Source organism: Pseudomonas sp. TE3899, assembly GCF_056279105.1.
In genome coordinates this window covers 1,768,555-1,792,477 of the sequence record NZ_JBWBQR010000001.1, presented here as the reverse complement: position 1 = coordinate 1,792,477, position 23,923 = coordinate 1,768,555, and the positions used below count along the sequence as shown (strand labels likewise).

Annotated in this window: 21 protein-coding genes; 16 read left to right on the top strand and 5 right to left on the bottom strand. The window is 62.1% G+C overall.

The genetic code is table 11. The annotated features are described in order from the left end of the window. The first annotated feature begins 1 nt into the window (after nucleotide 1). From cobN to ACZ89E_RS08010, 4 genes are all read left to right on the top strand, one after another. A complete protein-coding gene (gene cobN / locus ACZ89E_RS08025; protein ID WP_476255307.1) occupies nucleotides 2-3,892 on the top strand; it encodes a cobaltochelatase subunit CobN in 3,891 nt (1,296 codons plus the stop codon). Nucleotides 3,893-4,083: 191 nt separating this feature from the next. Next, entirely contained in the window at nucleotides 4,084-5,082 is a 999-nt protein-coding gene (locus tag ACZ89E_RS08020) for a magnesium chelatase ATPase subunit I (protein WP_476255306.1), read from the top strand. Nucleotides 5,083-5,135: 53 nt separating this feature from the next. Further along, nucleotides 5,136-5,738, top strand: coding sequence for a vWA domain-containing protein (locus tag ACZ89E_RS08015; protein ID WP_476257030.1), 603 nt, complete (start codon nucleotides 5,136-5,138; stop codon nucleotides 5,736-5,738). 36 nt (nucleotides 5,739-5,774) lie between these two features. Continuing rightward, nucleotides 5,775-7,418, top strand: a complete 1,644-nt coding sequence (locus tag ACZ89E_RS08010; protein WP_476255305.1) for a phospholipase D-like domain-containing protein — start codon at nucleotides 5,775-5,777, stop codon at nucleotides 7,416-7,418. A gap of 82 nt (nucleotides 7,419-7,500) precedes the next feature. On the opposite strand, the gene poxB is transcribed toward ACZ89E_RS08010, so the two are convergent. Both poxB and ACZ89E_RS08000 read right to left on the bottom strand, forming a co-directional pair. Next, entirely contained in the window at nucleotides 7,501-9,225 is a 1,725-nt protein-coding gene (poxB, locus tag ACZ89E_RS08005; protein ID WP_149661242.1) for a ubiquinone-dependent pyruvate dehydrogenase, read from the bottom strand. A 92-nt stretch (nucleotides 9,226-9,317) separates the two neighbouring features. Next, nucleotides 9,318-10,541 carry an NADH:flavin oxidoreductase/NADH oxidase family protein gene (locus ACZ89E_RS08000; protein ID WP_476255304.1) on the bottom strand — a complete coding sequence of 408 codons (1,224 nt, stop codon included), beginning with the start codon at nucleotides 10,539-10,541 and terminating at the stop codon, nucleotides 9,318-9,320. Nucleotides 10,542-10,618: 77 nt separating this feature from the next. On the opposite strand from ACZ89E_RS08000, the gene ACZ89E_RS07995 reads away from it, so the two are divergent. Beyond that, nucleotides 10,619-11,029, top strand: coding sequence for a MerR family transcriptional regulator (locus tag ACZ89E_RS07995; RefSeq protein ID WP_149661241.1), 411 nt, complete (start codon nucleotides 10,619-10,621; stop codon nucleotides 11,027-11,029). A gap of 202 nt (nucleotides 11,030-11,231) precedes the next feature. Here ACZ89E_RS07995 and ACZ89E_RS07990 read toward each other — a convergent pair whose 3' ends face one another. After that, nucleotides 11,232-12,770 carry an MFS transporter gene (locus ACZ89E_RS07990; RefSeq protein WP_476255303.1) on the bottom strand — a complete coding sequence of 513 codons (1,539 nt, stop codon included), beginning with the start codon at nucleotides 12,768-12,770 and terminating at the stop codon, nucleotides 11,232-11,234. 140 nt (nucleotides 12,771-12,910) lie between these two features. Here ACZ89E_RS07990 and ACZ89E_RS07985 point away from each other — a divergent pair, with 140 nt between their 5' ends. Both ACZ89E_RS07985 and ACZ89E_RS07980 read left to right on the top strand, forming a co-directional pair. Further along, on the top strand, nucleotides 12,911-13,780 hold the full coding sequence (locus tag ACZ89E_RS07985) for a LysR family transcriptional regulator (protein ID WP_476255302.1): 870 nt from the start codon (nucleotides 12,911-12,913) through the stop codon (nucleotides 13,778-13,780). A gap of 344 nt (nucleotides 13,781-14,124) precedes the next feature. Then, on the top strand, nucleotides 14,125-15,684 hold the full coding sequence (locus ACZ89E_RS07980; RefSeq protein ID WP_476255301.1) for a TerC family protein: 1,560 nt from the start codon (nucleotides 14,125-14,127) through the stop codon (nucleotides 15,682-15,684). 20 nt (nucleotides 15,685-15,704) lie between these two features. On the opposite strand, the gene ACZ89E_RS07975 is transcribed toward ACZ89E_RS07980, so the two are convergent. After that, a complete protein-coding gene (locus ACZ89E_RS07975; RefSeq protein WP_476255300.1) occupies nucleotides 15,705-16,136 on the bottom strand; it encodes a thioredoxin family protein in 432 nt (143 codons plus the stop codon). Between the two features lie 84 nt (nucleotides 16,137-16,220). Between ACZ89E_RS07975 and ACZ89E_RS07970 the strand changes: the two genes are divergently transcribed. From ACZ89E_RS07970 to ACZ89E_RS07930, 9 genes are all read left to right on the top strand, one after another. Then, a complete protein-coding gene (locus ACZ89E_RS07970; protein WP_476255299.1) occupies nucleotides 16,221-16,385 on the top strand; it encodes a hypothetical protein in 165 nt (54 codons plus the stop codon). Nucleotides 16,386-16,607: 222 nt separating this feature from the next. Continuing rightward, nucleotides 16,608-17,456 carry a transporter substrate-binding domain-containing protein gene (locus tag ACZ89E_RS07965; RefSeq protein WP_149661235.1) on the top strand — a complete coding sequence of 283 codons (849 nt, stop codon included), beginning with the start codon at nucleotides 16,608-16,610 and terminating at the stop codon, nucleotides 17,454-17,456. A gap of 175 nt (nucleotides 17,457-17,631) precedes the next feature. Then, a complete protein-coding gene (locus ACZ89E_RS07960; RefSeq protein WP_149661234.1) occupies nucleotides 17,632-18,294 on the top strand; it encodes an amino acid ABC transporter permease in 663 nt (220 codons plus the stop codon). Between the two features lie 9 nt (nucleotides 18,295-18,303). Next, on the top strand, nucleotides 18,304-18,966 hold the full coding sequence (locus ACZ89E_RS07955; RefSeq protein ID WP_476255298.1) for an amino acid ABC transporter permease: 663 nt from the start codon (nucleotides 18,304-18,306) through the stop codon (nucleotides 18,964-18,966). Beyond that, a complete protein-coding gene (locus ACZ89E_RS07950) occupies nucleotides 18,963-19,754 on the top strand; it encodes an amino acid ABC transporter ATP-binding protein (RefSeq protein ID WP_123407719.1) in 792 nt (263 codons plus the stop codon). Before ACZ89E_RS07955 ends, ACZ89E_RS07950 begins: the two co-directional genes overlap by 4 nt. Nucleotides 19,755-19,790: 36 nt before the next feature. Next, a complete protein-coding gene (locus tag ACZ89E_RS07945) occupies nucleotides 19,791-20,180 on the top strand; it encodes a RidA family protein (protein WP_133836284.1) in 390 nt (129 codons plus the stop codon). A 175-nt stretch (nucleotides 20,181-20,355) separates the two neighbouring features. Further along, on the top strand, nucleotides 20,356-21,120 hold the full coding sequence (locus tag ACZ89E_RS07940; RefSeq protein ID WP_476255297.1) for an IclR family transcriptional regulator: 765 nt from the start codon (nucleotides 20,356-20,358) through the stop codon (nucleotides 21,118-21,120). A gap of 39 nt (nucleotides 21,121-21,159) precedes the next feature. Next, entirely contained in the window at nucleotides 21,160-22,365 is a 1,206-nt protein-coding gene (locus ACZ89E_RS07935; RefSeq protein WP_149661232.1) for an amino acid deaminase, read from the top strand. A gap of 142 nt (nucleotides 22,366-22,507) precedes the next feature. Next, nucleotides 22,508-23,443, top strand: a complete 936-nt coding sequence (locus tag ACZ89E_RS07930; protein ID WP_476255296.1) for a sugar kinase — start codon at nucleotides 22,508-22,510, stop codon at nucleotides 23,441-23,443. 167 nt (nucleotides 23,444-23,610) lie between these two features. Here the strand turns inward: ACZ89E_RS07930 and ACZ89E_RS07925 are convergent, their stop codons facing one another. Next, complete coding sequence (locus ACZ89E_RS07925) at nucleotides 23,611-23,910, bottom strand: peptidylprolyl isomerase (RefSeq protein ID WP_256672389.1); 300 nt, start codon at nucleotides 23,908-23,910, stop codon at nucleotides 23,611-23,613. Nucleotides 23,911-23,923 lie beyond the last annotated feature (13 nt).

Here is a 23,923-nt window from a genome sequence, read left to right as displayed (position 1 = left end):
CATGCACCTGCTCAGGACCCAGCCCGGCGGTTTCGTGTCGGATGACAACATCGCCGACCTTGGACAAACCCCCGCCGAGCTGGTGATCCTGTGCAGCGGCGACTCCAGCCTCGCGCTGCTCGCCGAAGCCGCGCAGCAGTTGCCCGACGACTACCCGAGCGTGCGCCTGGCCAATCCGATGCAGGTGCAGAATCACGCGTCGGTGGATTTGTACGTCGATGAAGTGCTGCGCCACGCCAAGGTGATTCTGATCTCGCTGCACGGCGGCATCGCCTATTGGCGTTACGGTGTCGAGCGGCTGGTCGAGCTGTCCGAACGCGGCGTGCAACTGATCCTGGTGCCCGGCGATGACCGCCCGGACCCGGAACTCAGCGACTTGAGCACCGTGGGCGCTGAAGACCGTGATCGCCTCTGGCAGTTTCTGCGTCAGGGCGGCATGGGCAATGCCCTGGATTTTTTCCGTTGCCTGGCCAGTCGCTGGCTGGACCGGGACTACGCCTGGGCCGAGCCACAAACCCTGCCGCGCACCGCGATCTACCACCCGAAAAAAAGCCCCGCAGAACTGAGCGATTGGCAAGCCGACTGGCAGGCCGATCAACCGGTGGCGGCGGTGCTGTTCTACCGCTCGCATTTGCAGGCGGCGAACACCGGTTTCATCGATATTTTCTGCCAGCGTCTGCAAGCAGCGGGTTTGAACCCGTTGCCGATTGCGGTGGCCAGTTTGAAAGAACCCGGCTGCCTGACGGTGGTCGAGGACCTGTTGGATGAAGTGCAGGCGGCGGTGATTTTGAACACCACCGGTTTCGCCCAATCCAGCCCCGAAGCGCCGCATTTGCGACCGTTTCGCCGCAACATTCCCGTCATTCAGGCGATTTGCGCCCAGGACAACGAACCCGGCTGGCGCGCCAGCGAACAGGGCCTCGGCCCACGGGACCTGGCGATGCACATCGCGCTGCCGGAACTCGACGGGCGGATCATCAGCCGACCGATCAGCTTCAAGGACCTGGCCTGGCGCAGCGAGCGCAGTCAGTCCGATGTGGTCTGCTACCGGCCGCAACCGGAGCGCATGGACTTCGTCGCCGAACTGGCGCGGCGCTGGATCGATCTGGCGCGGGTGCCCAACGGCGAAAAACGCATCGCGCTGATCCTCGCCAACTACCCGACCCGCGATGGTCGCATCGGTAACGGCGTGGGCCTCGACACCCCGGCGGCGGCGCTGAATATCCTGCGTGCGTTGCATAACGAAGGTTATCCGCTGCCCGCCGAGTTGCCGGACAGCGGCACCGCGTTGATCCAGCAGTTGCTTGGCGGCGTCAGCAACGACCTCGACACCCTCGACCAGCGCCCGTGCATGCAAAGCCTGGCGCTGGTCGATTACGACCTGATGTTCAACGCACTGCCCGAAGCCAACCGCCAAGCGGTGCTGGAGCGTTGGGGCCCGCCGCAAAACGATCCGATGTTCCGTGGCGGGCGGATGATGATCGCCGGTCTGCGCTTCGGCCTGACGTTTGTCGGCATCCAGCCGGCCCGGGGGTATCAGGTTGATCCGAGCGCGGTCTATCACGACCCGGACCTGGTGCCGCCCCACGGCTACCTGGCGTTCTACTTCTGGCTGCGCAATACCTACGGCGCCCATGGCGTGATCCACGTCGGCAAGCACGGCAACCTTGAATGGCTGCCGGGCAAGGGTGTGGGGCTGTCGGAAAATTGCTGGCCGGACGCATTGCTCGGGCCGCTGCCGAACATCTATCCGTTTATCGTCAACGACCCGGGCGAGGGCGCCCAGGCCAAGCGCCGCACCCAGGCCGTGATCATCGATCACCTGATGCCGCCCCTGACCCGTGCCGAAACCTACGGCCCGCTGCGTAACCTGGAATTGCTGGCAGACGAGTATTACGAAGCGCAACTGCTCGATCCACGCCGCGCCCGGGAGTTGCAGCGCGACATCCTGCAACTGGTACGCGACACGCATATCGACCGCGAACTGCAACTGGACGCGAAACTCGACAGCGATGCGGATGCGGCAATCTGGTTGCCGCGCCTGGACACCTATTTGTGTGATTTGAAGGAATCGCAGATTCGCGATGGCCTGCACATCTTTGGCGAATCGCCGACCGGGCGGTTGCGCATTGATACCTTGCTGGCGTTGCTGCGGATTCCCCGGGGTGACGGGCGGGGAGCGCAGTCGAGTGTGTTGCGGGCGTTGGCCAAGGCGTTTGCGCTGGGGTTTGATCCGCTGGATTGTGAGTTGGCCGAGCCGTGGACGGGTGCGCGTCCTGATGAGCTGCAAGCGGTCAGTGATGAAGTGTGGCGTACGGCGGGGGATACCCGCGAGCGTCTTGAATTGTTCGCCGCCCAGCTGATCGAACAGACCTTGAATGCAGAGGGTGAGCAACTGTGGCGAGGGGGCTTGCCCCCGTTGGGTCGCGAAGCGGGCCCGCTTATCCCTGAAAAGCAGGGGACTGCTGCGCAGTCCAACGGGGGCAAGCCCCCTCACCACAAAAGCCCGCACCCACAGGATGCGAACTGGTCGGAAGTAAATGCCATTCTCGACAACCTGCACGAAGTCGTCGCCCCACGCCTGGACGCCTGCGGCCCCGCCGAAATGCGCGGCTTGCTCGACGCCCTCAGCGGCCGTTTCGTCCCCGCCGGCCCCAGCGGTGCACCGAGTCGCGGGCGCCTCGACGTGCTGCCCACCGGGCGCAATTTCTATTCGGTGGATGTGCGCAACCTGCCGACCACCACGGCATGGCGCATTGGCTTCCAGTCGGCCAACCTGATACTCGAACGGCACTTGCAGGACCACGGCGACCACCTGCGTCAATTGGGCCTGTCGGTGTGGGGCACGGCGACCATGCGCACCGGCGGCGACGACATCGCCCAGGCCATGGCACTGATGGGCGTGCGCCCGGTGTGGGCCACGGGCAGTCAGCGGGTCGATGATTTCGAGATCCTGCCGGTCAGTTTGCTCGACCGACCGCGCGTGGACGTGACCTTGCGCGTGTCCGGGTTCTTCCGCGATGCGTTTGCCAACCTGATTCGCCTGTTTGACGCCGCCGTACAAGCGGTCGCCGACTTGGACGAACCGGACGATCTCAACCCACTGGCGGCCAAGGTGCGCGCCGAACGTGAGGCCTTGCTGGCCAGCGGTCTGGATGAAGACGCCGCCCGGCGTCAGGCGGGCTGGCGGATTTTCGGGGCCAAACCCGGTGCCTACGGCGCGGGCGTGCAGGGCGCCATCGACGGTCGCTTGTGGCAAAGCCGTGAGGATCTGGCCGAGGTCTACCTGAACTGGGGCGGTTACGCGTACGGCGGCTCCGACGAAGGCACCGCTGCTCGCGAACAATTCGCCCAGCGCCTGAGTCAGGTGCAAGCGGTGCTGCAGAATCAGGACAACCGCGAGCATGACTTGCTCGATTCCAACGATTACTACCAATTCCAGGGCGGTATGCTTGCCGCCGTGGAAACCCTGAGCGGCGAGGCGGCGGCCAGTTATCACGGCGATCACAGTCAGCCGGACTTGCCGAAGATTCGCACCTTGAAGGAAGAGTTGAACCGGGTGATACGCTCCCGGGCGGCGAATCCGAAGTGGATTGAAGGGGTCAAGCGCCATGGCTACAAGGGCGCTTTCGAACTCGCGGCGACGGTCGATAACCTGTTTGCCTTTGATGCGACGACGCAGTTGATCGACGATCACCAGTACGCGTTGCTGGCGGATGCGTATTTGCTCGATCCAGCGACCCGGGATTTTGTGCGCGAGCACAATCCCCATGCCTTGCGGGATATGGCGGAGCGGATGCTGGAGGCGCAGCAGCGCGGGATGTGGCAGGAGCCAGGCGAGTACCGCGAGGCGCTGGAGAATTTGTTGCTCGATATAGAAGAGGACAGCTGACCCGACATTTGAAAGCGCCACCTACCTGTGGCGAGGGAGCTTGCTCCCGTCCGGGTGCGAAGCAGTCGTAGACCCAGACGATGCGGTGTGCCAGGCAGAATGTGCTTTCAGGTGTTGGGGCTGCTGCGCAGCCCAGCGGGAGCAAGCTCCCTCGCCACAGAGTAATCACCGACCATGACTGAGTATTTAAGATGACCGATACCCCCCATTTCCCGCTCTCCGCCGTGGTCGGCGCCGATGACTTGAAGCTCGCGCTGTACCTGACCGCCATCGACCCGAAAATCGGCGGCGTGCTGATCGAAGGCCCGCGGGGCATGGCCAAGTCGACCCTGGCCCGTGGCCTCGCGGACCTGCTCGCCAGCGGCCAGTTCGTCACCTTACCCCTGGGCGCCACCGAAGAACGCCTGGTCGGCACCCTCGACCTCGACGCCGCCCTGAGCGACGGGCGTGCGCAGTTTTCCCCCGGTGTGCTGGCCAAGGCTGACGGCGGCGTGCTCTACGTCGATGAGGTCAATCTGCTGCCCGATCATCTCGTCGACCTGCTGCTCGACGTGGCCGCCAGTGGCACCAACCTGATCGAGCGCGATGGCATTTCCCATCGGCATTCGGCCAGGTTCGTGCTGATCGGCACCATGAACCCGGAAGAGGGCGAATTGCGCCCGCAACTGCTCGACCGCTTTGGCCTGAACGTCGCCCTCAGCGGCCACACCGCGCCGACGGAACGCGGTCAGATCATCCGTCGTCGCCTGGCTTTCGACAGCGATCCCCAAGGCTTCTGCGCCGAATGGGAAAGCCTGCAACACGCGCTGCGCGAACGCTGCCAGCAGGCGCGGGTCGCATTGGCGAGCATTCCTCTGGATGACATCGCGCTGGAACAGATCACCGAGCGCTGCTTTGCCGCCGGTGTCGATGGCCTGCGCGCCGACCTGGTCTGGCTGCGCGCCGCCCGAGCCCACGCTGCCTGGCGCGGGGCCAAGGCGATCACTGCAGAAGATATCGACGCGGTCGCCGAGTTTGCCTTGCGTCATCGCCGCCGCGAGCATGCCCACCCGGCGCCGCAACAATCCCAGCCCCCCGCGACCCAAAACGCCAACCCGAGCGAAGGCCAGGGCCAGTGGGGCGAAATGCCCGCCGAGGCGCTGCCGGTCGGTGCTCGACGTGAAGTGCCGAGCTGGCCAAAAAAGCCCTAGGCATTCGCCCTCGATCTGACGCGGGGGCGAATGCCAGACCCCGGGCCGGACGGCTGGACCATGGCCGGCAAGGCAAGCGCCGTGCGGCACCGCAAGGCTCGATCAACTGGCCCGGCACATTGCTCAACGGCCGCCCGCGTCAACGTGACGACCTGCTGTTTCATTTGCGCACCCGTTCGCCCCATGAATTGTGGCTGGTCATCGTCGACGCCTCGGCATCAACCCGTCGTCATCAAGCGTTGAGCGATGCCAAGGGTTTGTTGGCGCAGCTGTTCGACGATGCCTACCGCCAGCGCGCGCGGCTGGCGTTGCTGACGGCCAGCGGCCACACGCCGAAATGGCAGGTGCAGGGTTTGAAGGCTTCCAGCAGTTTGCGTGACTGGCTCGACGGCTTGGGGGCGGGCGGCGGCACACCGTTGCTGGCGGCGCTGGGCGAGGCGGGACGTTGGCTGAGCGCGCGGCAGAAACGCTTCCCGGCGGAACAACAACGCCTGTTGCTGGTGACCGATGGGCGACTGAAAGAGTGGTCAGGCTTGCCGGTATTGGCGTGTCCGGGGTTGCTGATTGATATCGAACGCGGGCCGATTCGGCTGGGACGGGCTAAGGTGTTGGCTACGCAGTTGCAGGCGGAGTATCGGCATATCGATGACGTGTAGCGGGCTGCGATCTTTTCATCTTCACAGGAGTGAACCATGCGCGTGCTAGCCGCCAACCATCAGGATGATTTCCGCGTTAAAGCCTACGCCGGCACCAACGGCGTGCTACTGGCCATGGACCTGGCCGAACCGCGCCGCAAAGGTCTGCTCGGCTTCGCCATCGAAAAACAGGTCGGCAACAAACCGTGGCTGTTTCTGTTCAACAGCCTGACCTTCCCCGGCAAGGCCCACACCTTCCCCCAATACCACGCCACCCCCAGCGATATCGCACCGCTGCAGAAATTTCGCTGGGCCGATTACGCGGTCAATCCGGGCACGACCCTGCACTACCGCGTGCACCTGGCCTATGGCACGCCGGATGCGCCGCAACTGGGCGAATTTCTGGAACTGACGATCACCTCCGACGACGGCCACCCCACCCATCAACGCGTGATCTTCAACCGTGCCGTGGCAGCGAGTCAGGCATTCCAGCGCAAATTCCCCGACCTCGACGCGCAGATCAGCGCCAATAAGCACATGCCCATCGAAGCCTGGCCGCTGGCGGCGCAGCAGTGGCTGGAGAACGGTTTGCTCGGGCGCTTGCTGGGGTTTATCCAGCGTGCCGTGGATGACCAATGGGCGCTGGACATTGCCATCTATGAATACCAGCTGCAGTCGATCGTCGATGAGGTCAACGCCGCGTTCGCCCGAGGGGTCAAGGTGCGGGTGCTGTATCACGCGCAGCCGGACGATGAAGACACGACGATGAACGAAGCCAGCCTGGAAAAACTCCCGGCGGCGAACAAGCGCGGGCGGGTCACGCACAACATCTTCCACGACAAATTCATCGTCCTGAGCAAACTCGATGGCGGCGAGCATCGGCCGCAAGCCGTGCTCTGCGGCAGCACCAATTTCACCCCCAACGGCGTCTACCGCCAGGCCAACGTGGTGCATGTGCTCGACGACGCGCGGATCGGCGCCAGTTACCTGCAAACCTTCGAAGAAGTCTGGGCGAACCCGGCGGACGTCGGCGCGACGCGCACCTGGCTGACCCAAAACAACCCCGTGGACCCGACGCAGCCACTGTTCGCCGGGTTCTCACCGCGTACCGGGCAGGGGGATCTGAAAGCGTTTGTCGAGATCATCAACGCCGCGAAAAAGGACGTACTGTTCGTCACCGCGTTCGCCTTGCCCGACGACGTCCTCAATGCCTTGCTCGGCGAGCCCCACGACGACATCCTGCGCTACGGCCTGCAAAACACCGTCAGCCGCATCACCGGCTTCCACGCCGATCGCACCGCCGAATTCGCCGCCACCGCGCTGCTCAATACCGGGCTGGAAGGCTGGCTGCGGGAAAACATGAAAGGCCAGAAGGGCAACTTGTTGGTGCACACCAAAGCCATCGTCACCGACTTCACCACCGACACGCCGACGATCATCAGCGGCAGCCACAACCTCAGCGCGGCGGCCAGTAATGGTAATGATGAGAACTACCTGATCATTCGTGGCGATACCGATCTGGCAGACCGCTATGGCTTGGAGTTATTGCGGTTTTATGAGCATTACCGGTTTCGCTATTTTGCGAAGAAACTGGCGCTGAAAGAGGTTTCGCCATTGGCGGCGGATGACAGTTGGACCAATGATTATTTTGTGGAGGGGGATTTGCGGCAGTTGTCACGACTGCGATTCTCCGGCCGATAAACACCAATCCCCCATTCAACACAAACCCTTGTGGCGAGGGGGCAAGCCCCCTCGCCACGGGTTTACGCGCACGGCTTGGCAATCAACGAAACCAGTTCGTCCGCGCCAATTCAATCACCTCATCCCCACGCCCACTCATCACGGCTTTAAGCATGTACAGGCTGAACCCCTTGGCCTGCTCCAGTTTGATAGTCGGTGGCATGGCCAGTTCCTGGGTCGCGGTAATCACATCCACCAACACCGGCCCGTCATGCGCCAGCGCCCGGCGCAACGCCGGCTCCAGGTCTTCCGACTCTTCAACGCGAATCCCGAGGATGCCCATGGCGTTGGCCATCGCCGCAAAGTCCGGGTTGTGCAGGTCGGTGCCGGTATCGAGCATCCCGGCGGACTTCATTTCCATCGCGACGAAGCCCAGTGAAGCGTTGTCGTAGACGATGATTTTCACCGGCAATTTCAACTGCGCCAGGGAAATGAAATCCCCCATCAACATGCTGAAACCGCCATCTCCCGACAACGAAATCACCTGCCGATCCGGGAACGTCGCTTGGGCGCCAATGGCCTGGGGCATGGCGTTGGCCATCGAGCCGTGGTTGAACGAACCGAGCAACCGGCGCTTGCCGTTCATTTTCAGATAACGGGCAGCCCACACGGTTGGCGTGCCGACGTCGGCGGTGAAGATCGCATCGTCATCCGCCAGTTCGCTGAGCAGGCGGGTGAGGTATTGCGGGTGAATCGGCCGGCCTGGCGCGGAGGGCTGGGCCAGGTCATCAAGGCCTTGGCGCGCTTTCTTGTAGTGTTCGAGGGACGATTCCAGAAAGCTGCGATCACCGCGATAGGGCAGGCGCGGCAGCAGTGCGGCGAGGGTTTCGCCGACGTCGGCGGCAATGCCCAGGTCCAGGGTGGTCCGGCGGCCGAGGGCCTCGGGGTTGTGGTCGATCTGAATGATGGTGGCGTCGGTGGGGTAGAACTGCCGGTACGGGAAGTCGGTGCCGAGCAGCACCAAGGTGTCGCAGTTGAGCATCGCGTGATACCCGGAGCTGAAGCCGATCAACCCGGTCATGCCAACGTCGAACGGGTTGTCCCACTCCACGTGTTCCTTGCCGCGCAAGGCATGCACCACCGGCGCGCCAAGGGCATCGGCCAGGGCCACCACTTGATCATGAGCCCCGGCACATCCGGCGCCGCACATCAGGGTCACGGCTTTGCTTTGGCTCAGCAGTTCAACGAGTCGATCCAGATCCTGCGGCGCGGGCAGGGTGCGCGGCTTGGACAGGGCCGGCCACGGCTTGAGGTTGTCTTCGACTTCCTGCAACGCCACGTCACCGGGAATCACCACCACCGCGACGCCGCGATTGAGGATCGCGCTGCGCATCGCCCGGTGCAGCACCTGCGGCATCTGCGCCGGGTTGCTGACCAGTTCGACGAAGTGGCTGCACTCCTTGAACAGCTCTTGCGGGTGGGTTTCCTGAAAGTAGTTGAGGCCGACTTCCGACGACGGAATCTGCGCCGCAATCGCCAGCACCGGCACATGGTTGCGGTGGCAGTCGAACAGCCCGTTGATCAAGTGCAGATTGCCCGGCCCGCAACTGCCGGCGCACACCGCCAGCTCTCCGGTGACAGCTGCCTCGGCCCCGGCGGCAAACGCCGCGACCTCTTCGTGGCGCACGTGCATCCACTCGATGCTGTCCATGGTGCGCAGCGCTTCGGTCAAACCGTTGAGGCTGTCGCCGGTCAGGCCCCAGATGCGCTTGACGCCGGCCTGCTCAAGGGTGGTTGCCAGTTGCTGGGCAAGGGTGATTTTCGCCATGGGGTGCTCCAGTGATCGATGAGTTGTCCTTGGGATAGAAAAAGGGACAACTCAACGGCTGGCATGACTCCCGGGGATTTGTGAAGACTCGTTTACTTGGCCATGGCCTGTTTGTATTGGCGGGTGCGTTTGGCGATGTACAACTGATCGCGGATCAACGCCCACAGCGCCGAGACTTGCGGTCGGGGCTGGTGGCCACGGCTCAGGCGATGCATCTGGAACTTGACCACCGCCATGGTCGCCAGCGCCGCCAGGGGTTTGCGCTTCCAGTGGATCGGCGGCAGTTGCGGATGGCTGTTCTTGCCTTCGCGCCAGTGCTTGACCAGGTGCGGCTCAACCGCCATCGCGGTGCCGATCCCGGCCATGGCGATGCCGCTGTCGAGTACCTGTTCGACGATGGCCAAGCGACGAATGCCGCCGGTCACCATCACCGGCATGCGCGCCACGCTGGCCAGTTCGCCGGCCATCTCCAGGAAGTAGGCTTCGCGGGCCAGAGTGCGGCCGTCCCGGGCTTCGCCTTGCATGGCCGGGGCTTCGTAGCTGCCGCCGGACAATTCGAGCAAGTCGATCTGCTGTTCGTTGAGCCACTGGATCACTTGCCTGGCGTCGTCCGCATCGAAGCCGCCGCGTTGGAAGTCCGCTGAGTTGAGCTTCACTGAGACGCAGAATTTTGGCGACACGGTTTTACGTACGGCACTGACCACCTCAAGCAGCAGCCGCGCGCGATTTTCCAGAGAGCCGCCCCATTGATCGGTGCGGCGATTGGTCAGTGGCGACAAGAACTGGCTGAGCAGGTAACCGTGGGCCGCGTGAATCTGCACGCCAGTGAATCCGGCCTTCTCCGCGAGGGCCGCGCTGGTGGCGAAGCGTTGGATCACTTCATGGATGTCGCTTTCGGTCATCGGCTTGGGTTCGGCGAACATTTTCGAGAACGAGCCCAGGTCCAGCGCCACCGCTGACGGCGCCCAGGCCTGCTGACCCAGATTGGCCATGGTCTGGCGCCCCGGATGATTGAGCTGCACCCAGAACTGCGCGCCACCGGCCCGGCCAATCGTTGCCCACTGGCGAAAACGCTCAAGGTGTTGCTCGTCTTCCAGCGCCACGCCGCCGGGGCCGGTCATGGCGCGACGGTCGATCATCACGTTGCCGGTCAGCAACAACCCGGCTTCACCTCCGGCCCAGGCTTGATACAGACGCAACAGGGCATCGGACGGCGCCTGTCGGGTATCCGCGAGATTTTCTTCCATCGCGGCTTTGGCGATGCGATTGCCGATGGTCTGGCCGTTGGGCAAATTCAGTGTTTGAAAGGGCGACATGCTTGACTCCTCATCAGTGATGGGTGGAGGCTAAGCTTAAAGTTAACTTTAATGTCAAGCAGGCAAATGAGGTCGGGATGAAGATTGGTGAATTGGCGGAGTTAAGTGGCTTCAACCCGTCGCGTATTCGGTTCTACGAGGCTCAAGGGTTGATCCAGAAAGTCGAGCGCCGGGCCAACGGCTACCGGCATTACCCCGAACAGGTGTTGCAGACGCTGTACCTGATCCAGTGCGCCCAACAGGCCGGGTTCAGCCTGGAAGAGTTGAAGCAGTTGATGCCAGACACCGCCACCGGTGAATTCAAGCACGACGAACTGCTGGCGGGGCTGACGCGCAAAGTCGAGCAGATCGAAGAAATGCAGCAACACCTGGCGCAGAGCAAGGCGAAGCTGCTGGCGGTGATCGACGACATCCAGGCGAAACCCGAAGGCATGGGCTGCGACGCGAATGCCGAGCGGGTGCTGGCGTCCTTCAAGCAGCCGCGTTGATCGCCCCAGATCCCCTGTGGGAGCGGGCTTGCTCGCGAACGCGGTGGGCCAGCCAACATCCCTGTTGAATGTGAAACCGCCTTCGCGAGCAAGCTTTGCTCCTACAAGGGGATCGTCGTACACAATATCTGTGTTCACCACCGCCCCCCCTGTAGGAGCGAGGCTTGCCCGCGAAGAGGCCCTGATAGTCAACGCAATGTCATCACTGGTGAGCAACGGTCCCCGATACATGGTTTGAGGGGACTGGAATCGGATTACGCATCAACGTGCCCACCACCAGCGCCCCCAGCAGCGCCAACAACCCCGCGACCAGCAGCAACAAACTGAAACCACCAACAAACGCTTGCCGGGCCAGCGGTTCGACAACGCCACGCGCGGTGTCCGGCAGCAGGCCCAACGCCGCGGTCATGTCCCCGGCCACCACCCGCGAGGCGATTCCACGGGCCTGCTCTGCCCATTGTCCCGACAGGCTGTCGCGCAGCAACAGCTCGGTATGACCGGCCAGCAACGCGCCGTACACGCCGATGGCGAGCATGATCGCGCTGAAGCGCATGGTGGTGCTCATGCCCGAGGCCATGCCGGCGCGGTCGCGGGGCACGCAGGCCATGATGTTTTTCTGGGTATCACCATTGAGCAACCCGGCCCCGGCGCCGGTCACCGCAATGGCCAGGGCGAACGGCAAATAGCCGCCGCTGTTGACCGCCCAGGCGCTGAGCAGGTTGCCGCCGCCGACCAGCGTCAGGCCCGCAGCCATCAAAGTCGCGGGGGCAAAACGGCTCGCCAGCCGTGCGCCGATGCGCGGGCAGATCAGCATCGTCAACGCGAATGGCAGCATCCCCAGTCCCGAGGCGATGGCCGAGAACCCCAAACCGTTTTGCAGGTAGAACGGCAGCAGCGTCATCATCACTTGGGCACAACCGGCGTAGGCGAACATCCCCAGCAGCGCGCCGATAAAGCGCGGGTGCTTGAACAATTGCAGGTCGACCATGGGCCGCTGCTGCAGGCGCTCGATCAGCACAAACAGCCCGAGCAACAAGGCGCCGCCGATTAGCCGGGCATAGGTCATGGGAGTGTTCCAGCCGATGCGATTGGCTTCGATCAGGCCCCAGATCAGGCACAGCAAACTCGCACTGAAGGCCAGGCTGCCCCACGGGTCGAGACGCGCGGACTGGGTGTCCCGGGATTCCGGCACGTTGCGCCAGACCAACGCCATCAGCAACGCACCCACCGGCAGGTTGAGGTAGAAAATCCAGCGCCAGCCGATGTATTCGGTGATCAAACCACCCAACGTTGGCGCGGCGGTCATCGCCACACCCATGCACGCGCCCCAGAATGCCCAGGCCTTGGCCCGTTCGACTTCGTCGTGAAAGGTGTGGCCAATCGAGGCCAGCGCCGATGTCAGCAACAACGCGGCGCCAACGCCTTTGATCGCGCGGGCGATGTCCAGGAACAACGCGCTCGGCGCCGCGCCGCAACCGAGGGAAGCCAGGATGAAAAGGCCCAGGCCCCAGAGCAGGGTTTTCTGTCGGCCGAAGCGGTCGGCGATGCTCCCCGCCGGCAGCAACAGCGCGGCGAAGGCCAGCATGTAGGCGCTGACCACCCATTCGATGTCGGCAAAATTGGCGCCCAGGTCCCGGGCGATGGTCGGCAACGTGACGGCGACGATGTTGGTGTCGAGGACGATCAGCGAGCACACCCCGGAGGCGGTCAGCAGCGTCAAGCGTGGGCTGACCTTGCTCATGATCGGATTGCCTTTTGAGTAAGGGGTTTGACGTGCATGGTTTTGGCTCTCTACTGTGGCTGCATCGAAAGCTTATCCCGTTGGCTGCGTTGCTTTGTTAGCTGTCAGTCGGGACTTCATTACCTTTGAGCTAATGCACCATGGATATACGTCATTTCCGCTACTTCCTGGCCGTTGCCCGGCAGCGCAATTTCACCCGTGCGGCTGAGCAACTGGGCATTGCCCCGCCGACCTTGAGCCGACAGATTCAGGACATGGAAACCGAACTCGGCACGCGGCTGTTCCTGCGCCAGCAACGGGAAGTCAGCCTGACCGAAGCCGGCGCGGCGCTGGTGATCGAGGCCGAAGCCACGGTGCGCCAATTCGAGTACGCCCAACGCAACGCCCAGCGCGCCGGACGCGGTGATATCGGCCATATCGAACTGGGTTACGTGGCCTCGGCGGTGTATTCGGGGTTGCTGCAAAAACAGGTGCAGGCCTTTATTCGCGAGTGCCCGGACGTCAGCCTGAATGTGCGGGAAAGCCCAATGGCAGCGTTGCCGGGCATGGTGATCGAGGGCCGGTTCGACATCGGTTACGTGCGCTCGCCGATGACCTTGCCCGAAGGGCTGGAAGCGGTGCGGCTCGATGCGGAAGGCTTTGTGCTGGCGCTGTCGAGTGAGTCCTGGCTGTGCCGCTTGCCGCAAATCAGCCCGGCGCATCTGCAAAACGAAACGTTTATCCTGCCGGAGCAAATCAACGGTACGTTGCAGGTCGCTGCTGAGGGCGGATTCGCGCCTGTTTTAGGGCCCCAACCCGGTGGGTTGGTGGCGGTGATTGCGCTGGTGTCACTGGGGCAGGGCGTGGCGGTGGTACCGGAATCGGTGGTCGGGCATGTGGGATTGCCGGGGGTGGTGTATCGGGAAATTGAAGGGTGCGAGGCGAGTTCGTGGTTGTCTCTGATTTATCGGCGGTTTGAGCGGTCGGCGGCGGTGGTCAGGTATATCGAGCACATGAAGAGAGGGCGTTAAAAGCGAAAAGATCGCAGCCTTCGGCAGTTCCTACGTGCCTGTGGGCGCCGCCGAAGGCTGCGCTCTTTTGATCTCTCTACAGATCTTGTAATGATTTCCCGCTGTGGGGATTGTGACTTTCACCTGTACGCTCCAAGTCCTTTTTTCCACTCAGGACCTGCATGAACACCCTCCCGGAGCCCCCCAGTCAGCCCTCCATCTCGCGCCTTCGCGCAACCCTGACGCACGTCAAACACCCGGTTTTCCGACCTCTATCTCTTTCTGCATCTACGCTCCCACGGCCCTCGCGCCGCACCTTGCCGTGCCCGGCATTCTGAATTCGCTGAAGAGATCGAGACATTTTTATGGAATGGATAGCTGACCCCACCGCCTGGCTGGGCTTGTTGACGTTGATCGTGCTGGAACTGGTGCTGGGCATCGACAACCTGGTGTTTATCGCGATCCTGGCGGACAAGCTGCCGCCGCATCAGCGCGACCGGGCGCGGATCATCGGTTTGTCCCTGGCGCTGCTGATGCGCCTGGGCCTGCTGGCCAGTATTTCCTGGCTGGTGACCCTGACCCAGCCGCTGTTCGAGGTGTTCGACAAGAGCTTCTCGGGGCGTGACCTGATCATGCTGTTCGGCGGTGTGTTCCTGTTGTTCAAGGCCACCATGGAGTTGCACGAACGACTCGAAGGCCATGTCGGCCAGCGCACCGGCAATGCGGCTTATGCGATGTTCTGGCCAATCGTGGCGCAGATCGTGGTGCTCGACGCGGTGTTCTCCCTGGATGCGGTGATTACCGCCGTGGGCATGGTCGACGAGCTGGCGGTGATGATGATCGCGGTGATCATCTCCATCGGCCTGATGATCGTCGCCAGCAAGCCGCTGACCCGTTTCGTCAACGAACACCCGACGGTGATCATGCTGTGCCTGGGCTTCCTGATGATGATCGGTTTCGCCCTGACTGCCGAGGGCCTGGGCTTCCACATTCCCAAGGGGTACCTGTACGCGGCCATCGGCTTCTCGATCCTGATCGAAGTGTTCAACCAGATCGCCCGCGCCCGGCGCAAGCGCTCCATGCAAGGTCTGAAGCCAATGCGTGAGCGCACGGCCCATGCGGTGATGCGTTTGCTGGGCGGTCGCACGTTGGCGGTGGAAGAAGTCGGCGAAGAGATTGCCGACCTGCTGGACAACGGTGCAGCGCCGAATGAAGTGCTGTTCGACCGCCGTGAGCGGGTGATGATCAGCGGTGTGCTGCAACTGGCCGAGCGGCCGATTCGTACCCTGATGACGGTGCGGGCTGACGTCGACCATATCGATCTGGCCGACGATGCCGAGACCATTCGAACACGCTTGATGCATTCGTCCTACTCACGCCTGCCGCTGATTCGCAATGGCGCGGTGGATGAGCCATTGGGCTTCGTGCACAAAAAGGAACTGCTCAAGGACTATCTGGCCGGCAATGAGCCCGACCTCCAAGACCTGGCGCGCACGACCATCAACTTGCTCGACAGCTACTCGATCCTCAATGCCCTGGAGCAGATGCGCAAAGCCTCGACCCACATCGCTTTTGTGGTCAATGAATTCGGCGACTTCGTCGGTGTGTTGACCATGACCGACATCCTCGAATCCATCGCCGGCGAATTGCCGGACGCCAGCGAAATCGAAGGCCCGGACGTGGTGCAAGAGCAGGGCGGGTTCATGGTCAGCGGCGCGTTGAGCCTGACGCGGGTGCGTCAGTTGACCGGTTTCAGTGCCGAACCCACCGAGGATTACCAGACCCTGGCCGGGTGGGTGATGAGCGTGCTGGATCGCCTGCCGATCATGGGTGACCGGCATGAGTGGGACGGCTGGACCATGACGGTGGTGGCGGTCGAGGAGCGGCGGGTAGTGCGGGTGTTGTTGGTGCGCAGCGGCGGGTAACGCTGCGCAGGGCGCGCCACTCAAGCCCCGATCAACGTCCGTGCCCGCGCCACCGTGCACAAGCGCCGCAAGGTTCGACGCAACCACGCCAAGTCGTGGCTCGGTTTTCGGGCCACGACTTTGGGTTTCACCTTGCCAATGTGCGCCGCGAAATCGGCGGCCAGCGTTTCCTCGGTCCCAATCCCCTTGAGCTTTTTCAGCAGCTTCCGGTCTTTGTAAAACAATACGGTCGGGGTGCCGGTCACGTTCGGATGCCGGGGCGATTCGCTGGTATTCAACATGTAAATATCTGCCCGATGCCGAAACGACTCGGCAATCGCCCGAAACACTGGCCCGGCGTATTCACACGCAGGGCAGTGCTCATTACCGAAGTACAGAATCACCGGCCGCCAGGTCTTCAGGGCTTTGCGGTAGGTCGGGGCCAAGGCCGTTTGAGGGGTGGTTGAAGTCATTGAAGTCTCCTTTTCACAACGATCAGTGAAGGCTTGTTGACGGTAAAGGAGGGGGGCGGGCGGGTCTACTGTCAGAAATTACAGGTGGGCCTCACCTTTATCCCCGCAGACCCACTGGATGTAGGAGCTGCCGAAGGCTGCGATCTTTTGATCTTCCTCAGATTCATGCGATTTGAAGAAAAGATCGCAGCCTTCGGCAGCTCCTACGAAAGTAATGCGGTGCCACATTTTGAATCGCCGCTTGCCTAATGTGGTGCGACTACCCGCCCACGTGTGGCCCTCGGTAGCGCTCCCTCATCCGTGCGTTTGGTAACGCCTTTTCTCCTCTTTCGTACATCCCTTTGATTCAAAACACATTTCAATCTCTCCAACATCACCACTCCATCCTATGGCACACTTTCTGCTGTCTATTCCGTTGTTACACACCTATATCCGGTATAACGGAATACACAACACTCTGGAGTGCTTGCCATGCATCGCCGACCTTCTTTGTTCAAAGCGTGTGTTTTTCTCTTTGCGGCTACGGCTGCTGCCATGGGCGTTGCCCAGGCGGCGGACAGTAAGCTCGACAGCGTGCTGGCCCGTGGCAAGTTGGTCGTGGGTACAGGCAGTACCAACGCGCCGTGGCATTTCCAGGGAGCGGACGGCAAGTTGCAGGGGTTTGATATCGATATCGGGCACATGATCGCCAAGGGTTTGTTCAACGACCCGAGCAAGGTCGAGTACGTGGTGCAGTCCTCCGATGCGCGGATTCCGAACCTGCTGACGGACAAGGTCGACATCAGTTGCCAGTTCATCACCGTCACCGCCAGCCGTGCGCAGCAGGTTGCGTTCACCCTGCCGTACTACCGAGAAGGTGTCGGCTTGCTGCTGCCGGCCAACAGCAAGTACAAGGAAATCGAAGACCTGAAAGCCGCCGGCGACAGTGTGACCGTGGCCGTGCTGCAGAACGTGTATGCCGAAGAGTTGGTGCATCAGGCGCTGCCTAAAGCCAAGGTCGATCAGTACGACAGCGTCGACCTGATGTACCAAGCCGTGAACTCCGGCCGTGCCGACACCGCTGCCACCGACCAGTCCTCGGTCAAATACCTGATGGTGCAAAACCCTGGCCGCTATCGCAGCCCGACCTACGCCTGGAGCCCGCAAACCTACGCGTGCGCGGTCAAGCGCGGCGATCAGGATTGGCTGAACTTCGTCAACACCGTGCTGCATGAAGCCATGACCGGCGTCGAGTTTCCGACCTACGCGGCGTCGTTCAAGCAGTGGTTCGGCGTCGATCTGCCGACCCCAGCTATCGGTTTCCCCGTCGAATTCAAATGAAAACTGCTGCGCTCGGAAATACTGCGTTGAAAACAGACTCGAAATGCTCATTGGCTAAAGCCAACTCCGCTTTCTCGCCTGTTTTCGCCTTGTCTTTCCTTCGCTCGCGACGTTTCCATTTCTTGAGGATGAGCGGGGCGGCTATGAAGGCGCCCCGTTCAAGGTACTGCTGACCATGAACTATCAGTTGAACTTTGCCGCCGTGTGGCGCGATTTTCCCAGTTTGCTGGCGGGGCTCGGTCTGGGCCTGGAGCTGGCGCTGGTGTCGATCGCCATCGGTTGCGTGATCGGCCTGATGATGGCGTTTGCTTTGTTGTCCAAGCATCGCGCGTTGCGGGTGCTGGCGTCGGTGTACGTGACGGTGATCCGTAACACGCCGATTCTGGTGTTGATTCTGTTGATCTACTTCGCCTTGCCGAGCCTGGGGATTCGCCTGGACAAGATCCCCTCGTTCATCATCACCCTGTCGCTGTATGCCGGGGCGTACCTGACCGAAGTGTTCCGTGGCGGGCTGTTGAGCATTCCCAAAGGGCAACGCGAAGCCGGGCTGGCGATTGGCCTCGGCGAGTGGCAGGTCAAGGCCTACGTCACCGTGCCGGTGATGCTGCGCAATGTGCTGCCGGCGCTGTCGAACAACTTCATTTCGCTGTTCAAGGACACCTCCCTGGCGGCCGCGATCGCGGTGCCGGAGCTGACCTATTACGCGCGCAAGATCAATGTCGAGAGCTACCGGGTGATTGAAACCTGGATGGTGACCACAGCGCTCTATGTTGCGGCTTGTTACCTCATTGCCATGATCCTGCGTTATCTCGAGCAGCGTCTGGCGATCCGCCGATAGGAGCCTTCCATGTACGAATCCCCTAGTTGGTTGCATGAGTTGTGGGTGGCGCGGGAAGTGCTCTGGCAGGGCTTTCTGGTCACGGTGCAGTGCTCGGCCCTGGCGATTTTGCTCGGTACGTTGATCGGCATCGTCTCCGGACTGGTGCTGACCTACGGCAATGTCTGGATGCGCGCACCGTTTCGTTTCTACGTCGACCTGATCCGTGGCACGCCGGTGTTTGTGCTGGTGCTGGCCTGCTTTTATATGGCGCCGGCGCTGGGCTGGCAGATCAGCGCGTTTCAGGCCGGGGCCTTGGGGCTGACGCTGTTCTGCGGCTCCCACGTCGCTGAAATCGTGCGCGGGGCACTGCAAGCCTTGCCACGCGGGCAGATGGAAGCGAGCAAGGCGATTGGCCTGACGTTTTATCAGTCCCTGGGTTACGTGTTGTTGCCCCAGGCGCTGCGGCAGATCCTGCCGACCTGGGTCAACTCGTCCACTGAAATCGTCAAGGCCTCGACCTTGCTCTCGGTGATCGGCGTCGCCGAGTTGCTGCTCAGCACGCAACAGATCATCGCCCGGACCTTCATGACCCTGGAGTTCTACCTGTTCGCCGGTTTCCTCTTTTTCGTCATCAACTACGCCATCGAATTACTCGGCCGGCACATTGAAAAGCGGGTGGCTTTGCCATGACTCAGACTTCTGTTGCACCTAACGGCCAGGCCTTGCTGGACATTCGCGGCCTGCACAAACAATACGGCAAGCTTGAAGTGCTCAAGGGCGTCGACTTGACCATGCAGCGCGGCAACGTGGTCACGCTGATCGGCTCCAGCGGCTCGGGCAAGACCACGCTGCTGCGTTGCGTGAACATGCTCGAAGAATTCCAGGGCGGGCAGATCCTGCTCGACGGCGAATCCATTGGCTATGACGAGGTCAACGGCAAACGCGTGCGCCATGCCGAAAAGGTCATTGCCCGGCATCGTGCGATGACCGGCATGGCGTTCCAGCAATTCAACCTGTTCCCGCACCTCACCGCGTTGCAGAACGTCACCCTGGGTTTGCTCAAGGTCAAGAAGCTGCACAAGGATGAAGCCGTGGCGCTGGCCGAGAAATGGCTGGAGCGCGTGGGCCTGTATGAACGGCGGGATCACTATCCCGGTCAGTTGTCCGGTGGTCAGCAACAGCGGGTGGCGATTGCCCGGGCGATTGCGATGAACCCGAGCCTGATGCTGTTCGACGAAGTCACCTCGGCCCTCGACCCGGAACTGGTCGGCGAAGTGCTGAACGTGATCAAGGGCCTGGCCGACGAAGGCATGACCATGTTGCTAGTGACCCACGAAATGCGCTTTGCCTTCGAAGTCTCGGACAAGATTGTCTTCATGAACCAGGGGCGGATCGAAGAGCAGGGGCCGCCCAAGGAATTGTTTGAACACCCGAAATCGCCACGCCTGGCGGAATTTCTCAAGAACACCCGTTTCTGATTTTTCAGAAGAATTTTTTAAGCAGGAGAAACACTCATGAGCATTACTCGTTACGGCACCGGCAGCACCGCCGGTGGCGGCCAGCCTCGTCCTTTCGCCCGCGCCGTTGAAGCCGATGGCTGGCTGCACGTGTCCGGCCAGGTGCCGGCGCTGAATGGCGAAATCATCGTGGGCGGCATCGTCGAGCAGACCCACCAGACCATGAAGAACCTGATCGCGATCCTCGAAGAAGCCGGTTATGGCCTCGAAGACGTGGTGCGCGCCGGCGTGTGGCTGGAAGACCCGCGGGACTTCTGGAGCTTCAACAAGGTGTTCTCCGAGTACTTCAAAAGCGAACACGCCCCGGCTCGGGCCTGTGTGCAGGCGAACATGATGGTTGATTGCAAGGTTGAGATTGACTGCATTGCTTACAAGAAAAAGGCCTGAGATTGGCGGTGACTGCTTCGCGGGCAAGCCTCGCTCCTACAGGGTATGTGATCGTTCCTACGCTCCGCGTGGGAATGCCGCCAGGGACGCTCAGCGTTCCGCTTCGGATGTGACGCAGAGCGTGGGAACGATCATTAGCGTTAAACTCCCGGCACTTTGAATGGGAACCTGAAACATGACCGAAGACACCATCAAGCGCCGGGCTCGCGGTCTGGACCGGGCGTTCGATATTCTCGATTTCCTCAAGGAAATCGGCCAACCGCTGCGCCCGAACGAAATTGCCAGCGGCATCGGCAGCCCGAAATCCACGGTCTACGAACTGGTGGCCTCGCTGCTGGAGCGGCGCATTCTCGAACCCGTGGGCAAGGACGGTCACGTCTACCTGGGCCGTCAGCTGTATTTCCTCGGTCAGGCGCACTTGCGCCATTTCGACCTGACCCGCGAGGCCGATCACGCCTTGCAGGAAATCGTCAGCCAGACCCACGAAACCGCGCAGATGTGCCTGCTCAACGGGCGCAAGTACACCGTGGCACTGATGAAAGAGGGCGAGCGGCATTTCCGCATTTCCTCGGACATCGGCGAAAACGCACCGATTCCCTGGACCGCGTCCGGGCGCCTGTTGCTGTCGCATTTGAGCGATCAGTCCATCATCGACCTGATCGACCACGACGACTTCATCCTGCCCAACGGCGAACGCCTGCCGCTGGAGCAGTTTCTCCAGGAAATCCGTCAGGCCGGTATCGACGGCTTTTTCTCGTTTGATAGCGTCGCCGACACCTTCACCCATTGCTTCGCCGCGCCGGTCAAAGACCCCAACGGCGTGGCCATTGCGACCCTGTGCATCGTCGCTCCACGGGCCGATGCCAAGAACAACTACAACGAGTATCGCCGGGTGCTGATCGACAGCGCCAACAACCTGGCCCGGCGTATCAACGAATAACCGCGGCTGCTGGCGGCCGCGAATGTAAGGAGTTGGATCATGTCTTCTGCTGCCGTAGAAAAAGGCTTTGCGCAAACCGGCGCGCACCTGGTGCGTGACGTCAGCCTGCCGGCGCTGGTGCTGCACCGTGAAGCGCTGGAACACAACATCCGCTGGATGCAGGCGTTCGTCAGCAACAGCGGCGCAGAACTGGCGCCCCACGGCAAGACCAGCATGACCCCGGCGCTGTTTCGCCGGCAACTGGACGCCGGCGCCTGGGGCATCACCCTGGCCAGCGCCACCCAGACCCGCGCGGGTTACGCCCATGGCGTGCGTCGGGTGCTGATGGCCAACCAACTGGTGGGCACGCCGAACATGGCGCTGATCGCTGATTTGCTGGCCGACTCGACCTTCGATTTCCATTGCATGGTCGATCACCCGGACAACGTCGCCGACCTCGGCGCCTACTTCGCTTCTCGCGGCGTGCGTTTGAACGTGATGATCGAATACGGCGTGGTCGGTGGCCGTTGCGGCTGCCGCACCGAGCAGGAAGTCATCGAACTGGCCAAGGCCATCGCCGCGCAACCCGCACTGGCGTTGACCGGCATCGAAGGTTACGAAGGTGTGATTCACGGCGATCACGCCGAGACCGGCATCCGCGAATTCGCCGCGTCCCTGGTGCGCCTGGCGGTGCAGTTGCAGGACAGTGGCGCGTTCGCGATTCCAAAACCGATCATCACCGCGTCGGGCTCGGCCTGGTACGACCTGATCGCCGAATCCTTCGAAGCCCAGAACGCCGGTGGACGCTTCCTCAGCGTGCTGCGCCCCGGCAGTTACGTGGCCCACGACCACGGCATCTACAAAGAAGCGCAATGCTGCGTGCTCGACCGTCGCAGCGACCTGCACGAAGGCCTGCGCCCGGCGCTGGAAGTCTGGGCGCATGTGCAGTCGATGCCGGAACCGGGGTTTGCAGTGATCGCCCTCGGTAAACGTGACGTGGCGTATGACGCCGGTTTGCCGGTGCCATTGTTGCGTTACAAGGCGGGCGTAATTCCGGCGATTGGCGACGATGTGAGCGCCTGCAAAGTGACGGCGGTGATGGACCAGCATGCGTTCATGACCGTGGCCCCGGGCGTTGAATTGCGGGTCGGGGACATCATTTCGTTTGGCACTTCCCACCCGTGCCTGACCTTTGATAAATGGCGCACCGGGTGTCTGGTGGACGAGCAGTTGCAGGTGATTGAAACCATGGAAACCTGTTTCTAACCCCTAATTGATCGTTCCCACGCTCTGCGTGGGAATGCCTCACTGGACGCTCCGCGTCCGCTTCGGCATGTGATGCGGAGCGTCACGGGCTGCATTCCCACGCAGAGCGTGGGAACGATCAACACCAGAGAACCCTAAATCCATGAACACCATCAACCCCCTGGGGCCCAACACCCCGCGCATCGCCCTGATCGGCGAGTGCATGATCGAGCTCCAGCAGCGCGCCGACGGCAGCCTGCAACAAAGCTTCGGTGGCGACACCCTGAACACCGCCGTCTACTTGTCCCGGGAACTGGGGGGCGGTGGCACGGTGGATTACGTCACGGCGCTGGGCGATGACAGCTTCAGCGATGCCATGTGCCAGAGTTGGGCCGCCGAAAACATCGGCCTGGACCTGGTCCAGCGCTTGCCCGGTCGTTTACCAGGTTTGTACTGCATCCAGACCGACGCCGCCGGCGAGCGTCGCTTCCTGTACTGGCGCAACGAAGCGGCCGTGCGCAGCTGCTTCACCACCCCGGCGGCCGCGCCGATCCTGGCGGCGTTGCCGGATTACGACGTGCTGTATTTCAGCGGCATCACCCTGGCGGTACTCGGTGAGCAAGGTCGGGAAAAGCTGCTGGAAACCCTGATTGAAGCCCGGCAGCGGGACGCGCGGATCGTCTTCGACAACAACTATCGACCGCGTTTGTGGGCATCGGTGGAAGAGGCGAGGGTGGCGTATCACAGCGTATTGCCGTACGTGGATCTGGCACTGCTAACCGTGGATGACGAACAGGCGCTGTTTCATTTTTCCGATTGCGATGCCGTGTTTGAGGCGTATGCGCAGATCGGCACGCCGGAAGTGGTGCTCAAGCGTGGCGCCGAGGCTTGCCTGATTCGTTGCGGCGGGGAGTCATTCGAAGTGCCGGCGCAAAAGGTCGAGCGCGTGGTGGACACCACGGCGGCGGGGGATTCGTTCAGCGCGGCGTACCTGGCCAGTCGGCTCAAGGGCGGAAGTCCGGTTGAAGCGGCGCAGGCGGGGCATCGGTTGGCGAGCAGAGTGATCCAAGTCCCCGGAGCGTTAATCCCCAAAGATTGAAATGCGACCCTGTGGCGAGGGGGCTTTTGTGGCGAGGGGGCTTGCCCCCGTTGGGTGGCGAAGCCGCCCCTTGCGATTCTTCTAACAACCGCATCCACAGGTTTACGACTGCTTCGCAGCCGAACGGGGGCAAGCCCCCTCGCCACAGGGGCCCTCAAGCCACCCCATCAATCCCGATAAAACACCTGCACCAGGTGATACCCGAACTTGCTCTTGATCGGCCCATGCACCACCCGCAGCGGTTTCTTGAAAATCACCGCATCAATCACCCCGACCATCTGCCCCGGCCGCACTTCACCCAAGTCGCCGCCACGCTTGCCGGACGGGCAGGTGGAGTACTTTTTGGCCAGCACATCGAAGGCTTCGCCCTTGGCGATGCGTTGTTTGAGCTGCTCGGCTTCTTCCGAGGTTTTCACCAGAATATGGCGGGCTTGAGCTTTCATTGAGGCAGACCTTGTAACGGTGATGACAAACGGGCGC